General features: G+C 53.2%; 15 protein-coding genes and 1 pseudogene. 6 read left to right on the top strand and 10 right to left on the bottom strand.

Features of this window, described 5'->3' with window-relative positions; all coding sequences use genetic code 11:
• Window positions 1-54: 54 nt before the first annotated feature.
• From RY831_RS23910 to RY831_RS23900, 3 genes are all read left to right on the top strand, one after another.
• On the top strand, window positions 55-525 hold the full coding sequence (locus RY831_RS23910; protein ID WP_326508884.1) for a GNAT family N-acetyltransferase: 471 nt from the start codon (window positions 55-57) through the stop codon (window positions 523-525).
• Window positions 526-666: 141 nt separating this feature from the next.
• Window positions 667-1,860, top strand: a complete 1,194-nt coding sequence (locus tag RY831_RS23905) for a methyltransferase (RefSeq protein WP_326508883.1) — start codon at window positions 667-669, stop codon at window positions 1,858-1,860.
• Window positions 1,861-1,927: 67 nt separating this feature from the next.
• The gene (locus tag RY831_RS23900) at window positions 1,928-2,905 is read left to right on the top strand and encodes a hypothetical protein (RefSeq protein WP_326508882.1); all 978 of its coding nucleotides are present in this window, start codon (window positions 1,928-1,930) and stop codon (window positions 2,903-2,905) included.
• Window positions 2,906-2,991: 86 nt separating this feature from the next.
• Here the strand turns inward: RY831_RS23900 and RY831_RS23895 are convergent, their stop codons facing one another.
• From RY831_RS23895 to RY831_RS23885, 3 genes are all read right to left on the bottom strand, one after another.
• On the bottom strand, window positions 2,992-5,283 hold the full coding sequence (locus RY831_RS23895) for an HD domain-containing protein (RefSeq protein WP_326508881.1): 2,292 nt from the start codon (window positions 5,281-5,283) through the stop codon (window positions 2,992-2,994).
• Complete coding sequence (locus tag RY831_RS23890; protein WP_326508880.1) at window positions 5,280-7,634, bottom strand: DNA topoisomerase; 2,355 nt, start codon at window positions 7,632-7,634, stop codon at window positions 5,280-5,282. The genes RY831_RS23895 and RY831_RS23890 overlap by 4 nt, the downstream gene beginning before the upstream one ends.
• Before the next feature lie 89 nt (window positions 7,635-7,723).
• On the bottom strand, window positions 7,724-8,686 hold the full coding sequence (locus RY831_RS23885) for a hypothetical protein (RefSeq protein WP_326508879.1): 963 nt from the start codon (window positions 8,684-8,686) through the stop codon (window positions 7,724-7,726).
• 320 nt (window positions 8,687-9,006) lie between these two features.
• On the opposite strand from RY831_RS23885, the gene RY831_RS23880 reads away from it, so the two are divergent.
• The gene (locus tag RY831_RS23880) at window positions 9,007-9,639 is read left to right on the top strand and encodes a helix-turn-helix domain-containing protein (protein ID WP_326508878.1); all 633 of its coding nucleotides are present in this window, start codon (window positions 9,007-9,009) and stop codon (window positions 9,637-9,639) included.
• Window positions 9,640-9,714: 75 nt separating this feature from the next.
• Here the strand turns inward: RY831_RS23880 and RY831_RS23875 are convergent.
• From RY831_RS23875 to RY831_RS23855, 5 genes and pseudogenes are all read right to left on the bottom strand, one after another.
• Window positions 9,715-10,713, bottom strand: a pseudogene (locus RY831_RS23875) (DUF3150 domain-containing protein).
• A 204-nt stretch (window positions 10,714-10,917) separates the two neighbouring features.
• Window positions 10,918-11,604, bottom strand: a complete 687-nt coding sequence (locus RY831_RS23870; protein ID WP_326508877.1) for a L5-gp82 domain-containing phage-derived protein — start codon at window positions 11,602-11,604, stop codon at window positions 10,918-10,920.
• Between the two features lie 522 nt (window positions 11,605-12,126).
• Window positions 12,127-13,257 carry an AAA family ATPase gene (locus RY831_RS23865; RefSeq protein ID WP_326508876.1) on the bottom strand — a complete coding sequence of 377 codons (1,131 nt, stop codon included), beginning with the start codon at window positions 13,255-13,257 and terminating at the stop codon, window positions 12,127-12,129.
• 231 nt (window positions 13,258-13,488) lie between these two features.
• Window positions 13,489-14,097, bottom strand: coding sequence for a hypothetical protein (locus tag RY831_RS23860; protein ID WP_326508875.1), 609 nt, complete (start codon window positions 14,095-14,097; stop codon window positions 13,489-13,491).
• A 136-nt stretch (window positions 14,098-14,233) separates the two neighbouring features.
• On the bottom strand, window positions 14,234-14,620 hold the full coding sequence (locus RY831_RS23855; protein WP_326508874.1) for a hypothetical protein: 387 nt from the start codon (window positions 14,618-14,620) through the stop codon (window positions 14,234-14,236).
• A 160-nt stretch (window positions 14,621-14,780) separates the two neighbouring features.
• Between RY831_RS23855 and RY831_RS23850 the strand changes: the two genes are divergently transcribed.
• A complete protein-coding gene (locus RY831_RS23850) occupies window positions 14,781-15,302 on the top strand; it encodes a hypothetical protein (protein WP_326508873.1) in 522 nt (173 codons plus the stop codon).
• A 114-nt stretch (window positions 15,303-15,416) separates the two neighbouring features.
• Here RY831_RS23850 and RY831_RS23845 read toward each other — a convergent pair whose 3' ends face one another.
• Both RY831_RS23845 and RY831_RS23840 read right to left on the bottom strand, forming a co-directional pair.
• Window positions 15,417-15,716, bottom strand: a complete 300-nt coding sequence (locus RY831_RS23845; protein ID WP_326508872.1) for a hypothetical protein — start codon at window positions 15,714-15,716, stop codon at window positions 15,417-15,419.
• A 42-nt stretch (window positions 15,717-15,758) separates the two neighbouring features.
• Window positions 15,759-16,067 (bottom strand): hypothetical protein, encoded by a 309-nt coding sequence (locus RY831_RS23840; protein WP_326508871.1) that lies wholly within the window; start codon window positions 16,065-16,067, stop codon window positions 15,759-15,761.
• 89 nt (window positions 16,068-16,156) lie between these two features.
• Between RY831_RS23840 and RY831_RS23835 the strand changes: the two genes are divergently transcribed.
• Window positions 16,157-16,634: transposase (locus RY831_RS23835; protein ID WP_437126322.1), on the top strand; the 478-nt coding region annotated here is incomplete at its 3' end.

Genomic DNA, 16,634 nt, shown 5'->3' with positions numbered 1-16,634 from the left:
CGCGAGGTTTGCTGAATTTTCCCAGTAATCCGCTTACCTATCAAAGGAGATGTCATGGAAACACCCGTGTTCCGACTCGACGGCAACGCCTTCATGGCAAGGTATGGTGCCGGCGAAGCGAAGAACGTTCGAGAATCCCCTGCCGAGTCGATGACGACACGGCTTCAGTATTTTTCTACCGTCTTGTTCGGTGGAGAGATCTTTTTCTGTATTGAGCATGCGGACAAGATCGTAGCCTTGGCATGTTGCCTTGAAAATCTTGAGCCTGACGCGCTTACCTTGAGCTACCTTTCCGTTGACCCGGAGTACAAGAATCGCAAACTGGCCACCAGATTAGTCATGGCGATCCGGGATTACGTGAAAGACAGTGGCTTGGAAGCGCTCGATGTCAGCGGCTACTCGGCCTGGGGACAACTGTACCTCCAACACCTGCTACGACGGGAATGCTTCAGCATTGAGCTTCGAGAATGCGGCAAGGTCATTCATACACCTCAGTCGTCAGGGTGTATCGCCTCAGTAGTCTAAACAACCCAAATCGCCACAAGACGCCCTCCTTCCTCCCGGATCGAGGGCGTTTTCTTTTGCCTGATTGCTTGTCCATGTGACCCATCACCTAGAGCCACGCATACCGGACCTTGGCAGTCCGATCACTACTCAGGAGATGTTATGAAAAACGCAATTCAGGAAGTTCATGCAGTCAAAGCCGCCGCCGCTCCGCGCTACGAGGGCTACAGTAATTCTGCGACGTACTGCGCCTCGCTCTATATCAGTCAGGAGGCGAAGATCCATCAAAACCTGTCCATGTTCGCTAATGCCACCGGTGACATTGATCCGGTCAAGCTTGCGAGCTATTTCACTTCAGTTCAGGTCGTCAACGATGATGACGATCGCGCGGGAGTCATGGGCCGCCGCTTGTTCCTCTCGTACTGGGTTGAAGGAGAGGTCAACTGGGTTGAGATTGCAGCAGAGCTTTCCGAAACTTTGTCGCATCAGCGGTCCGGGCCCGACTCGGTCGCCTCTGTTTCGGCGTCGATAGATCAGATAGGCCCCACGCTCGAGACAATCGAGTTGAGACTTGGCGTTCGACCCGACCCATTGATTTCTTCCCCGCAGAGCCCTGCGGATCTCGACCAGGGTGCAATCGGCCTGCTCTCCGAAGCAGAAGTCATTGGGACTGTCGTGAAGTTCCATCGGCAGCTTGACCGCGGTTCTTACGCCAAGGTGGACAGGATCTTGCGGGCCATCGGCGGCAAATGGAATAGAAAGGCTGGCGGACACGTGTTTGCTAACGACCCTGCTGACCTGATAGATAACGTAATTCAGACGGGCACGTACGAGCGCCCAGATAATCATGGCTTCTTTCCGACGCCCAAGGAACTGGTGCTCAACCTGGTGCGCGAGGCAGGAATTGCGCCGGGCATGTCTGTACTCGAGCCCAGTGCCGGCATAGGAAATATTGCAGTCGAACTGGCAGCAATTACTGGTCACGGCAACGTAACAACGGTCGAGTTGCAGCAACAGAACGTCGATGTCCTGCGAACGCTCGGCTTCGATCCAGTCATGGGTGATTTCATGGCGTTCGTGACGGAACAAAGGTTTGATGCAATCTGCATGAACCCTCCGTTCGCAAAGCAGGCCGACATAAAGCACGTTCTACACGCTTGGGATCTCCTGGCGCCCGGCGGCAAGCTCACTTCGATCATGGCTGCCGGTGCAGCATATCGTCAGGACCGCCGAACCACAGAGTTCCGTGATTTCGTCCGTGCCTACGGCCGCTATTACGACAATCCGGAAGGATCCTTCCGCAGCAGTGGCACCCTCGTCAGGACGATCACCGTTGTCCTGCAAAAACCCCTCTGATGTAAATGCGCGGCCTTTATCGGGCCGCCCTTCCCTCAAAAACAAAACCAAACGAAAAACGGAAAGTATGGAAACTGTGCATTTCTACAAAGCAGCCTTGGAAACCTCGAACTTCTCATTTGAGGCGTACGGGAAAGACACGGAGAGCGCAAAGAAGGCGTTGTCTGATGGTCTCGATCGACATGCTATCCAATACGGACTTACGGCGGGATGGTACTGCGCCGATGACATATCGTGTATCCCGATACAGCTATCCAAGGCCTATCGCGACGGTGAACCGATAGCCGAGTCCCCAGTGCCATTGGCAGACATGCCGCGTTACCAGCGCGAATTTGCTTCCTTTGGCGAATTGGATGTCTGTTTGCCTGACGGCTTTACCGACGAAAGCTGGCATAACGATACGATGCCTTCCTTTGTCCGCAAGCTATGGAACGGCTATTTCCTACGGCTTTGGATTGATTACAAAGACCCATCGAAGCGAGAGATAAAAGGAAGGCCCCGGTTTTCCTTGACGCTTTATAACCAAGATATGGAGTACATCAGCGATATTGGTCAATCAGAAGACTATGAATACGTCAAAGCACTGAACGACTCATACCAGCCTACCATCACGCAGTTTCAGTTCCTGCAGAATGCGTCAAGGATGTCTGCGGAACAGCTGGTTGCGTGGCATATCCAGGCGGTCGGTTCGCCACCGTTCGAAGGCGAAGAGCCTGAGTTTTCCGTGCTCTGTACCGGTGTGGCAGAGATGATGTTCTATCACGCAGGCGGTGAGGATTGGAATTGGGATAGCCTCGATGCCAAACGACTACTTGACATGGCCATGGCGGAAGACGCTCAAGACTCTACCTTGAGCCGTGTGTACCGATGTGAGGCAGTAGGAGAAACTGAGACCAGTCTTCCATTTGATGTGGCTCTGAACCACTTCTGTGCATCCAATGGGTACAACTACGCAGATCGGTATGATGTCGCCCTGCTCGCTGTCGGAAAATCTGTACGTGTGTCAGATATGAATCGCGTTATCACTGTGACGCGCATTCAATAAAATCTCAAAGCCCTGCATGCACATTTGCCTGCAGGGCTTTTTCTATGAGGCTGCCACAGGCATTCCCTGGCGCCGTTCTGGATTACCTATACTCTCTCTGGCACGCCGAGTGCGACAATGTTCGCTACTTCAACCTTAGTGACACGTTGTGCTTCAAGAAGGCTCCCGATATCGATTTCGGGAAATAGCGCTTCTACCTTTGATAGCTCCACATACCGGTTACCGTTATGGGTATGAAGAACAAACAACTGACCGTTTGCGATAGCCTCTTGTATTTGAACGAAGGAATCGGCGCTACGTTTTGGAGCCTTCCGTCTTCCACTGAAGAACTCAACCTTGCGACTGTTCCAAGCGTCCAACGACTTACTAAACTTTGCTTCATACTCGTCGATTCTGTCCTTATGCATCTCCATCGGTTTAGAAGCTGCAATGAAGGGGTCAAGCTGCGGACGTACGCTCGCAGTCGGAGGCGTAACCGAATTACCTGCCGTATCCACCACGGTTTCAAGCCCTGCCGTTTTTGCCGACGATGAGGCAGGTAACGTTCGACCAGTAAAAATATCAATGTTCGTGACAGTCGCAGGTAAGTCTCCGAGTATGTCATCAACATGGCTTTGGTGTTCCATCATCGGTGTGGCGTGCTTTTGCGGAACAACAACGGAGTCAAGGATTACCTCTGGCTCTTCGCCGACAGGTGCCACTGGTGGTGTTACAGCTATGGTTGTAGGCTTTGGCGTTGCTGCAATGGTGCTGGGTTGACCCGCAGGGGCAATAGACAATGCTGAGGTATCTCCGATATCCACGTCAGGATCAACCACAGGATCGTCACAATCTTCACCCAACTCTGGCATATCTTGTCCGAAAGCGGCACGGAGCATCTCCAGCAGCTGTATGTCGCCTTTGACATGCGGCTGGTGTCCGTAAAAGTGGCCCTGAACTCGAACCTTCGACGTGCAATTCGGTAACCGTGACAAGGGCATAAGGTCGTAAGCGCCGGGATGAAGACGGATACCGATGACATGGCGCCATCTTGCCAGAAACTTGCCTGCCTCGTCGTGGAATGCAATTGTTTGGAGGGGGAGGTAATCTCGGAAATCGACCCCGTTCACAGTGGCATAAAACAGCCCCTTTTGTTCCAACGCTTGTAGAAGCGCAATCGTAGGCTTAAATTTCGCAGGTCCCGTTTCCTTTGACAGGCCGATTTTGCTGAGAATCAGTTCTCTTATAAGCTGCTCTCGGATATAGATTATGCCATCGTGTTTTTGGCCTATCTTGATGTGCTTATCCTTTTGTTTGTCGCCGGTGCCGTTAATGCGCCCATGCTCGGTGACGATTTCAACAAATGCGGTGTAGATCTTTGTGACGTCCTCGTCGGTAATGACCAATTCACTACCTTCCTTGGCGCCAGATTCCATCATTCCAGTCGCTTGGTCAACGTCGAGTAGGAATTGCACGAGCGATCCAATGCGGTCATCGAAGCAGGCACCAGACTTATCGACCCGCATCTTTAGCGTGTTGTGGTACTGCGCAACGACCCTTCCCAGAGCCCATCTGTCTTCTGAAGGAATGGCCCAGAACTCAGGGATTCGGGAAAGCATTTGTGCGGAACGCGCGTCGTGACGTATGCCGCCCTTACCTGATTCCAGCGACTTTATGGACCCATCCGGCTGAGGGATGTAGACCTCCAGCTTTCCCAAATCGTGTGCAATTGCGATGAGAGGAATCAAGGGATCGTTGGCGTTGAACAGGTAATCTGGATCGCGCTTCGGGATGATGAGCGAACGCTGCCGACGCTCCTTGTAAAAGATTCCCTCGTATTTCCAGTCCTTCGCCCGCAGGAGCGCCTGCTCTGCCACGTTTTGGGAATGCTGCCAAAGCCTCAATCCCCCATGGCCACCCCGATAGGGACTTGCAGGGTGGTCTGGCTGCGCGGATAACGTTTCCCATATCGCATGGAACATCGCGACATGATGAGGGTATTTCACACGGTTAGCATCTAGCCAGCCCGTTATGACCTTGCTTGTGACAGGCAATACTTTCTTGCCTTTCACGCGCGGGGCAGCCTTGGCCAGAAAGGGAACCTTTCCCATCGTCGTATGGATACCTAGATAGGACGATGGTGACACTCTATTCAAGGCTTGTGTGCGTTTGAAAAGGATAATCCACAGACCGAAGATGGCGCCTACGACCGCTCCCGCGAACCACATTTTCATATGGTAAGCAGTGCCAGCAAAAAGGCTCACATAATATTCATAGTTCTCGACTAGTGAATAGCTGGAATCATAGACCTGATATGCAAGATGGACGCTCAGGACACACCACCAGAATCCTGCAACTATGATGATGTCCCTGACGATAGGATTGTTGTAGATTCTCATAGAAAGGTTGTGACTGAAGGTTTCGAGGTGGGGCGCGGAACAGCTTTACCGTCTCGATCGTCCATCGTTGTGCGGCAGCCTTCTGAATAGCCAGAGCATCCCCAGAAATGACCTTTGGACCCTTTGAGACGACGCATAGCTTTATGGCAAGTCGGACATTCAACAGGCTCGCCGCTTTTAGTGCCCTGTTCGCTCGTCGTCTCACCTTCTTTTGGAAAGACGAACGTCACCTTCCCTTCATCGTTGAGGGAAAGTCCAGCTGAGAACTTCTTCTTTTTAGCTTTGCTGTAAAAGCCGCTCATAACCGGAAGCTCGCGGTCACGCAATAACGTATTGGCCTGTTCCAGGGTTAGCTGTTTCTCGGCAATCGACAGCCACAGTTGAAAGCCGCATCCAGCTTGACAATCAATAGTGCGCACGCTCGCAGCGAGGTCGGCGGCGCAAAGAGGACAGCATGTGGAGAGCGACGCCTCGGGAGAAGGAACGATTGTTGATGCCTTGGCCTTGATGACCTTCAGAATTTCGGAAGTCATATTTCCGATCTCGGCCATGAAGGACGGTCGGGAATACTTACCTTGCTCCATCAGCCGCAGCTTTTGCTCCCAATCGCCTGTCATGCGCGGTGAGGTAAGTACCTCAATATTGTTCTGCACTAGAAAGTCTATAAGACCCATTCCTTTTCCGGTCGGTACCAGGTGGTTGTCGTCCCGCCTGATATACGGTTCTTTCGGCCTGCCCTTGCTATCCTGGTCGGCCAGCAGGCCTTCGATGATAGATGCTCGGGTGGCGGGGGTCCCAAGGCCCTTGCCTTTCATGGCTTCACGTAAGTCATCGTCGTCGACAAACTTGCCAGCACTCTCCATTGCACTGAGCAGAGTCGCCTCGGTGAGGCGGGCGGGTGGCTTGGTCTTGAGGCTTTTTACAGACATGTTGATAGGCTTGACTACCTCACCTCGATCAACCACACACAGGCGCGGGGTCTTGGTGTCATCGTCGACATCAGTGCCATAGACTTCCAGCCAACCCGGAGTCATTAACACCTTACCTGTCGATTTGAAGCACTCGTCAGAGACCACCGTGATGCGCACCGTCTGTTCATAGATCGCTGGTGGAAAGAACGCAGCGAGGAACCGACGTACAATCAAGTCGTAAATCTTTGATTCGTGCGCGTCAAGATTCTGGGGCTTTTGCCCATTGGGAATAATTGCGAAGTGATCCGAAATCTTGGCATTGTCAAAGATCCGCTTGTCTGGCTTGACCCACTGATTTTCAATCACCTTGTCTGCGAGGGGCGCATAGCCTGTCCCGCTGAAGCACTTCATGACGGCCGCAGCCTTGCCGACATAATCCTCGGGCAGCGCCGTCGAGTCAGTACGCGGGTAGGTCGTCACCTTATGTTTTTCGTAGAGAGCCTGGGCTATGTCGAGCGTCTTCTTTGCGGAGTACTTGAAGCGCTTGTTTGCTTCCCGCTGCAAAGATGTCAGGTCAAATAGTCGTGGCGCGGCCCGTGATTGCGGTTTGCTCGTGTCAATGACAGACGTCGGTACCACACCAACGCATTTGCTGAGAATGGACGCGGCCTTGGCTTGGTCAAGGATGCGGAATGAGGAACCTTCCTCGCCCTCTTCCTTCGCTTGTGGGTTGAACCATTTTGCATCGTAGTTTCCGGCTTTGGCGCCGAAGGTCCCATGCACCTCCCAATAGTCCTGGGGCACAAAATTACGTATTGTTTGCTCTAAGAAGACAAGAATCGCCAATGTCGGGGTCTGGACCCTTCCGGCATTCATCTGCTCAGCAGTACGGGTCTCCTTCTCCCGTAATTTCGTGATGCCGCGGCTTCCATTGATACCTATGAGCCAATCAGCCTCGCCTCGGCAACGCGCGGCGTCTGCCAATGCATTGAACTCATGACCAGGCCGCATATTGGCATAACCTGCACGGATTGCACCGGGCGTCATGGATTGGAGCCACATCCGATTGGTAGGTTTGCGGCAGCCGCTCATTTCATAGATAAGGCGGAAAATCAATTCGCCTTCCCGGCCTGCATCGCAGGCGTTCACGACAGTGGTGATGTCCTTGCGCCGCATGAGGCGATCAAGCAACGCATACTGGTCTTTCGTACGCTCAATGACACGTAAGCCAAACTTGTCGGGAACCACAGGTAGGCTTGAAAGGTCTCGACCGCCAGTCGCGGCCTCAGGTACATCAAGCTCTACGAGATGCCCGATTGCGGATGAAATAACGGCGTCCTCGCGCTCAAACCAAGTCTTCTCCTTCTGAAAACCTCCCAAGGCAACCGCAATGTCCTTCGCAACCGACGGCTTCTCCGCAATAATCAGCGTTTTACTCAAATGTATGCTCCGACGTAGGGGCAAAAATGCAAATCCAGCCGTGAGCTCGTGAAAGCGCCGGCTGGATCGATGGTCTACTGCTGCGTTGTTTAAGTGGTGGGCTGTGTATTCGCCGACTGGAACTGAGCCGCGAAGTCAGCAGCCTTGGCGGCCTCATCCTGCACTGGAGCAGCCGGCGCTGTCGGCTTGCCGAGGTTGTTGAAAAGTTCAACAGCCCACCAGGGGTCGATACGAATGAGATCTGAGTCAGGAGGGACTGGGCCCGGCAAGTCCTTTGCCTGAATGAATGGCACTTTGGAGACAGGTGCGACACCGGTCTCAGGATCAGGTGCACCTACTGCTTTCACGTCCAATCGCACTTCGCCCGAGACCGAAATCGGCAGGCCGCGGCGCAGCATATTCGCGAGCGGCTCAAGGTTACGGGAATACCACCGGATCGGGATGCACTTATCAGGATCTTCTGTCTGGCGCAGCAGGACTATCAGTCGGTCATTGACAGGTTTACCGTCGATCACACGATTGCGCTCAAGTGATTTAGCCTGCACAAAACCGGCCAAACGTACCTGATTCGAGGCGTTGCGGTTCATTTGCATGACGCGCCAATCGAAAGCGCTGAGGCGCTCTTGGATTGACTGAGGCTGTGCGGCTTGTAATGCCTTGATAGCTTCTGGCGTAGCAGTACGTTTGGCAGCGTCGTGCACCTTGGTCTCCCATTTCTTGACGAGATCCTCAATGAAACGCTTATCCATGTGCATGGTATTCGCGGCCTCGAAGCGAATCGCGCGAAGGCGGAGAGAACGCTGGTCACCGTCCTTGAATCCAATGACGTGACAGTAGGCCATGACGATGTCCAATTCTTTGACATCCCTCGGGATCGGCGACTTGCGGGGATCGAACTCGATCGGAATCATGTGATTTTCCGATGCGGTCTGTTGAATGAAACAGGTACCGTTTCCTGGATGCCGCAGAACGCCGGCAATCCAGCCGATGTTCAACATCCCGTTAGGGTAGGAATACGATTCAGTATTGCGTTTGGCGTCTAAGGGCAGCAAGGGAACACTCCTTCCGATTGTAGTTGCTAGGAAATATTATACATAACAGCTACCAATAACCGCAAACGATTATAAACAATACTAACAGGATTGACGTTTACTGCCAGATCAGGCTTTCCGCTTTCTGGCCTGCTCGAATAGGGCTCCTTATCTACGTGCTCGCCGCCCTTGGCTGGCCCAAATCTTGCAAAATCAACATAAATGTATAGAATTACGTTTGCTATACTGGGAATACAGAATGCGACACTCGTATGCCCAACCGTTGGTGCATAGCCGGCGGAAATGGAGACCAGTGTCGTTTGGGATAAAAAGGATCGGTTATGCCTCGACAGGCGACGAACAAAACGGCGGCGGGCGGTGCCCCAGCCCCGAAAACTGCTACCAAACAGACACGTGCAAAGACCCGAGTGACTGCGCAACCGGAGGTTGAAGATAACCAAGAGGACCTCCTCCCGGAAGGGTACGGCAGTAAGAAGTTGCGTGTTCCGGGGTTTCGCCTGATTGCAAGACTTAAGCAACGCATCGCTGAACTCGGTGTCGGTGATAGGTATATCGCCGACATTATGGGCATCACGCCGATCTACTGGAATTCGCTGACGAATGGCCATCGGAAGATGAATTCGCTCGACAAGGGCAAGATGGAACGGATCGCGGAATTCCTCGATATTCCTATCGTCCAAGTCATGGTTCTTGCAGACTATCTGGAACCATCGGACTTCTTCCCTGGCGATATGAACGCACACCTCAAAGCGGCCTATGAGAAGATGAAGGTCGATCCATCTTGGGCAGCTTGGGCACCGACGGCCAAGGAGTGGGATTCGCTGTCTATTCCGACCAAGACAGGTTTTGTCATGTTGTATGAGACGGTGTACCAAAAATCGCTTCTACGTCGTGCAGAAGTCGAAAATCCTGATCTAGCTGAGAAGATGGTCAAGACCAAGAAGACTTTCTAAATCGTCGTGCTACAAAGAAAACCGCCTCAGATCCTTTGGGATTCTGAGGCGTTGTTGTTTTAGGAACCTGAGCTACTAGAACTCAAGGAAGGCTGCCGATGTGTTTGCCACGGATGGTGGCGGGGGCGTAGGGGTCTCAACGGACGGCGGGATGGAATCAGCCGTGCCGAAGATGAGAGAAAGGCTTTCAAGAGGCATTTGAACAGTTCCCGGGTCGGAAACGACCTGGCTCTCTGGTTCTAGGACAACGACGTCGAGCGGATCGAACGGAACGCTATGAACCGTCAAGATGTTTTCAGGCTTGCTGCAGTACTCAAGCAGCGCAGACACCTGAAGAAACTCAATGCCTTCGATCGTTCCTGTTGCAGGCACTGCCTGGATCACTTTGTCGCACATGTCGCGCAGGTCGGTGAACTTAGGAGACAGAATCGCCATTGCGTCGGCTTTGTTCCTGATACGACGAACCAAACCTAGTACCCGCGAGGTCGTTTTTCCTCCTGCTGGACCTTTCCACGACACCTTGATGTCGTCCGCAATTTCTGCAGCGGCCTGCCCTGCTAAGCCTTTGACTTCGGTGATTAATGAGTCAGCTTCGCCGAAAACACCCGCGGATTTGACCATCGTTGCCGACATTGCGAACTTGAGCATGCGATCGAGTTCCGAGGGACGCGGCGCGTGCAAGCGGATCAGGTCGGCCTGGAGCACCCCGCTGGTTTTGGCGATCGCGTTCGTAGGATGGGACGCCTATTCTTCAATGAGCGTCGGGACCTTCTGAAGGAAGATAGCTTTTTCCACCAGAAATTGCTCACGGATAGACAACAGCTTCTCCGAAACCTGTTTGGCGAACTTCGATGGTACAAAGTAGCCGATGACACGGGTATCGACCTTGCGGGCGACGCCGACTTTGAGAATTTCCCGTTTGGCTTCGGACCGATACTTCGAGATCCAAGAGAAGGTCCCTTTCGGGAGCATGCGTCCCACCTCACGGATGAAGTCATTTGACTCGACGGTGCGCTCGCCAGTGGATCCGCCAACGATTACGTCGATGAGAACGACGTCGTCCAATATTTGCATTTCATTCATAGTTTTCAATCCGGAGGTTCCGGACAGCTCCTGTTAGATGTCAAAGAAAGGGCCACATTGCTTAGGCCTCGCTGTGTGAAATGAATAACACCGAGACGGATTCGTCCAGGATCACTCGGCGCGGTAGGGCCAGAATGAGAAACGCCCGCGGTGGTTGCGCGGGCGTGAGGGCTTGGGATGGTCCGTGAGAGAAGGCTAGAACCTTACCGCACTTGGCGAAACGCCGACCTTGGCTGGTGCCGTCGTTTCATCGTAAAAAACCAGACGACCACGTGCGTAAACGCGGCTGGCGTAGACCGTAACGAATTGCGCGTATTGGATAGGCCGGTTATCTGCGTCACAGAAGAGATGAATGCGCTTTGGATCGAATCGAATCTCAACTCCGTCAAAACTCGGCTCTGCCAGTGAAAACGTACCGTCGACCGATGCCATTGAGTGTTTTGGTTCAGCAGCGGAAGCAATCTTTTCCCTGGCCACCTGATTGACGTTGAAGTAGGCGTCAATCAGGCAAGCGTATTTCAGATATGCAAGCGCCGAGCCATTGTAGAGTCCCCTGCCGCGCATGTAACCGTTAGAACTATTGCCCGAGTGGATGGTTTGCACTGCCACGCCTTTGGATTTGATAATGTTAAGGTTCAAGCGAACCCCAACGATTTGACCCTCCGCCGGCATCAACCCTTTCGCCATGATGCGCTTGCTAGTCGCGTCGGAAGCCAGTGCATTTGCGACCTCGTCATCCGTGGCCATCGTTACTGTTTGTTGCTGATAGAGCGGGTGTTCGGTGTCCTGAATGATGGTCGGGCGCCGATTGGAATCGATAGACCTGGTGGTAAATCCGAACAGGTCATCGAAGCCGTCTAGCGTACTGAGGCTGTTTCGCATAGTTTGTCCTTTTCTGTGCGTAGCGTTGCTACCCACGTGTAAAGTGTTTGTGCCGTTGTGGCGTCCAAGATCGTTGCTGGTTTGACGTTACGTCCAGGTATGGCAAACATCGAGGTGGAAGGCAGGACGTTGGACGAAAAAACACCCCGCATGTAGCGGGGTGTGGGTGGGCGTGGGTCGTGTATCACTCGGCGACGGGGAAGATGTGAATCTCTTCTACTTCCAGCTCTGTCGCTACCAACCCGCTTATGCAAGGTGGTAAGTCCAATTCCATACCTTGCAAGGCATGCTGATCGAGTAACGACACGTTTGATTCTGGCAACGCATGAAACTGATGATCAAACATGTGCAAGACGGCACGGTTACTATCCCGTGGCGCTCCAATAGTTAAGGGAGGTATGGTCAAGTCACGATTCCTTGACGACGCCTTGTACTTCGTTATGATCAACAGGGATGCATAATTCGCCACAAAAAAAGAAACCCCCGGTTTGATGGCCAGGGGTGGGTTAGATTGCGGAGCTGTTAGATCTTGTCACCGATGATGGTGTCCCAAGCATCGAGGACAGCCTTTCGTTCGGCTGTGGTGCCAAAATCCAGCAAAGTCATGTTGAGGGATTCCTTGAAGGCCGATTGAGGGTCCATACCGGTGACCGTCAGCAGTTGCCACGCCATGCCCCAGTTGAGCAGGTTGCGCGTTGTGATCGTGAACTCAAGAGGCTCTCCGTTGGCGCCGGCATCCTCGTTGAGGCCCATGAACTGCGAGCGGATCTTGGCTGCCAGGCTGGCCATTGCAGTTGCGGCTGCAGGCGGTACTTTGACCTGCTTTTCGAGGAGTTCTTTCTCCTCTGCTTCTGAAAGGTATGTCGCGTTGATGACGAAGAACCGATCAAGAGAGGCGATGTTTTGCCGTTTCACCCCCTTATAAAGAGCAGCGCTTCCGCCGTTGCCGCCAGCAGAATTGCGGCCGTTCGTGTTGCCTGTTGCGGCGATCAAGCACCCTTTTGAAATGGCGATACGCTCGCCCGTTTCCGGCACCTCGATGACATCTCCGTCTAGAATGCCGTTCAAGCTCATGGCGACCGTAGGCGACAGCTGATCCCACTCGTCAAGCAGAAGAATGGCGTTTGGCGTTCTGGCCCAACGAAGCACCGGGCCGTCGACGAACGTCATTTCAGGTCCGACACCGGTCATTCGCTTGACAGTGACGGCAAGTCGCTCGATTGCCTTGGCAATACCCTGAGCGCCTTTCTCCAGCAACCCTGCCTCGGGATCGACATCATCCTTGGCGATTGGCTTGCACAGCTTCCAAGTGCCGAACAGCTGGGAGACTTCTGAATCTTCGCTGCACTGATAACGGAACATTGGCCGACCGGTTCTGGCGCAGAACTCCTTGAGCAACTGTGTCTTGCCGCAGCCAGTCGGGCCGAAAATCATCAGATTGCGCTTCATCACTGCGTCAAAATGACCTTCGGGAATGGAGGCCGAGGCGGACCAGATCATTAGTCGGCGCAGGCTGTCCGTTGTGAACTTAAAGCCGTTGATCGCCTTGGGTGTTGCGGGAGAGGACGGGAAGATACGCACGGCGGCGCGCTGAAACTGGCTATCGGTAATGCCAAATACCTCTTCTACTGTCTTTTTGATAATTGTATCCATGTTACATCCCCGTGGTTACTATCCCACGGGGTTCCTGAGTGGGGTTAGTAAGTCACGTGAAGTACCTATGGCTCGCGAAGCCTGGTAGTCGGAAATGGCGAACATTGGAATAGAAGGGAAGCGGGTTCCGCCACTATTGGCCGCTGGAAGCGTTGTAGCCAATAGAAAGGCCCATCTGTTAGATGGGCCCGAAAGAACGTTTTGTGCTTTTACCGAGATGGGGAATGGCGCTTAGAGCGAAGGCAGCAGTTCGACCTCGGAAGACATCATCCCAACAGACCAATAGCCGATCGTATCGTCCGGACGGACCGAAATGGGTCGCAGGGGATGTTCGGAGAGATCGCAAACCCATCCAGTACCTTCCCTCCCCGTTGCCTGACTCAGGTATCTGCACGTGGCGCCGATCTCTATGGCATGCCCATTCCGGTCCATGATTACCGGAGCTTCCCCGGCGGCTTTGGCCGTTTTATGGCTATGCGCAAAGGGATGCAGCCGCGTGTCAGCATGCGCCAATCTGGCGAGGAGCATGTGGCGTTCGATGACATTGAAAACGCGCGCTTGGGCCTGTTGTACAAGCATTTCAACTGGATAGGAAAGCGACCAGGTGAAGGTCTTGCCGGGGTTAATGAATTCGAAGGTACGAAAGGTCAATGAGGTGTCATCAACGATCGTGACATTGAATGCATGGACATCGAAAAATGCACCCAACCCAGCTTCCATCAACCTTGCGGCTTCGCTGACGGAGCCCTGCAGCAGAGTTACATCGCAGATTGCAGGTAGATCGGGATACTCGTCGTTGCTAGGTTCGCGGACTCGTTGAATAACGACTGTGGTAGCCATGTGTTTCTCCTTTAGGTATGGTCGTCCAGCGACATGCTGGGATGGCCGGATACGAGGTAATGAGAAACAGAAGTGAAGAAAGCTACCGCATCTCGTATGAGAGGGTGGCTTGATGGTGGTTATATTGGTGGGTGAATTACGTTTTCTTGGAAGCAAAGTGCCATTCTGTCGGCAAACCTATGCTACTGCATGGGAGGCAGAGTAGATATCCGGCGGCGCCAACAAACTGTAACTCCGTTTTCAGATGCGCGATGCGCATTGTTGCGGACTGATATGCCGGCGCCAGCTGTTCTAACCGGCCCGGCATCTTGACGGTATCAAGCTCCCATTGCTTTCCAGCCTCGGGGAAATGGTTTAGCGGGCTGTTCTCGACAGTAAGAACGCCCTTGTCACCGCGGACAATTATCGAGGCCGCGGGGCGAGCTACGGAAGTGTGGTACCCAACCAGTTCAATGGTCTGCTCACCGCAGCCGGTGAGGCTAATCGACATGGCAAGGGCAATAAGTGAAAGTGCGATTTTCATAGTGTGTTATCTCCAGAAGAAAGAAACAGCGTGATTGCGTTTCATGGTCTCCGGTGATGACTTACTAGCGTCTATAAGCTCCATGATGGCGGTCGATGTGTTATTGCTAACGCGCAATGCCATAATGCTGACCTGAGGGAACGGTATTCAAGAGAAGATAATGACAGTTCGGCAAGTCTACGAAACGATCGTCAATCTGGCGCAGCGGGACTCTGCGCTCGGACCGATCGAGGTTGAGTTTGGAAAGCCATGGCATCCCAATCACGACCGTGGCTCGAAAGTCCCTAATGGCGCAGCTGGTGGCCTCTATCTATACACACGTCCCGGTATAGGGGAATGGCGCATCGATGCAAAAGACAACCCGAATGACGTTTGGTACATCGGAAAGAGTCAAAAAGACATCGGCGGGCGGGTTTGGCACCACCTCGGCTCGATATACGAGCCTGGCGTCAAAGGCGTCGAATGTGTACCCCGGTTCAAATATCACAAATGGTCTCGGAACTGCGATTACATTGCTCCGGAGATAAGGAACGCAATTGCCGAAGGCGAAGTGGTGATTTACACGGTTGCGTTGAAAAACAGTGCAGGTTTCCCATACCTTGCCGAACTAGTTGAGAAGGTAGCGCTTACCGAGTACGCATTTGCATTCAACAAAATACCACCACTCAACCGGTCGTTTTGATTGCCTCGTAGTCCCTTGACCGATGGATGGACTGCTGTACTCAATGCCGGGCGGGTATAGGTGTTAGGTAAATCCATAGCCGCAAGCCAGCTATCGCGAAGACTCGGATGACGACTATGCCACCCGCAACACGTATAAATCGTCAAAGGCATGATCAGGCATCCAAGTCTCGTACTCATCCTTGCGCCCCAGTTTCCGCACCACGAGATAACCGGCGAAGATGCGCGAGTGACTTGGAGGTGGCATCATCTTATGCTTGGCGGCGAGGTGTCGATATCGATACGCATAATCTGTGTTGCTCATGACGATAGCTCGTACAGAAGCGCCGAAGCGAGCTATGACCTCCGGATCGGAGGTTTCGTATAACGGAAGTGTGGTCGCATCTAGAAGCGGTTGATTTTCACCGAAGCTCATAGTATCGATTTCCTCGACCGGAGACGTTGGCGGCAGGACGGATTATCGCGCCTTAGAAAGTTTGGTCGAACACTCGCCTTTTGTTTGTTCAACGTGGTAAGCAAGGCCCTCGTTCGGCTTCTGATACACACGCTCAATCATTTGGCCAACGACCTTCTTGTCGCGATTAGTCATGAAATCATCGCTGCCAAGATACTGGAGTGATTTAGCCTTAGGTATCTTCGAATCGCGCTGTTGGACAGCCGTTTCGGTTAAGACGATGTAATCCTTGCAATAGAGTGGAATTGTTTGTGCGCTTGCGACACCGGAATATGAAGTGAACGCAATTACTAATGCTATCGAAACTCTCATTGAATACCTTTTACAGTCTGGGCGTATCTGAGCCTGTCAGAATTTCTGTGTAAAGCGGGGTCATGAAATAATACCGAAAGGGATGTTCCATGACCGATGCAATGACTACCAAGAAGCCTAAAAAGCAGAAAGCACCGCCACCGTTCCCTGTCGAACTGATTGATCAGTTGCTGGCCACCGTGCAGAACAAGGATGCCGAATCGATCCTTGGCGAGTCCGGACTGGCTGGGCAGCTCAAGAAGATGCTGGCCGAGCGCATGCTGGCCGCCGAACTGACCTACCACCTGGACAACGAAGGCCAAGCCAGCAAGAACCACCGCAACGGCACATCACCCAAGAAGGTACTGGCACCGGGTGGCGAACTGCAGCTTGATGTGCCGCGCGACCGGCTCTCGAGCTTCGAGCCCAAGCTGGTGGCCAAGCACCAGCGGCGCATGCCCGGCTTCGATGATCATGTCATCAGCATGTACGCCCGCGGCATGACGGTCCGGGAGATCCAGGGCCATCTACTGGAGCTGTACGGCACCGAAGTGTCGCCAGACCTGATTTCCACCATCACCGACGAAG

The sequence above is a fragment of the Noviherbaspirillum album genome, assembly GCF_035916955.1.
GTDB classification, from domain to species: Bacteria; Pseudomonadota; Gammaproteobacteria; order Burkholderiales; family Burkholderiaceae_D; genus Noviherbaspirillum; species Noviherbaspirillum album.
This window is presented reverse-complemented; position numbering and strand designations above follow the sequence as displayed.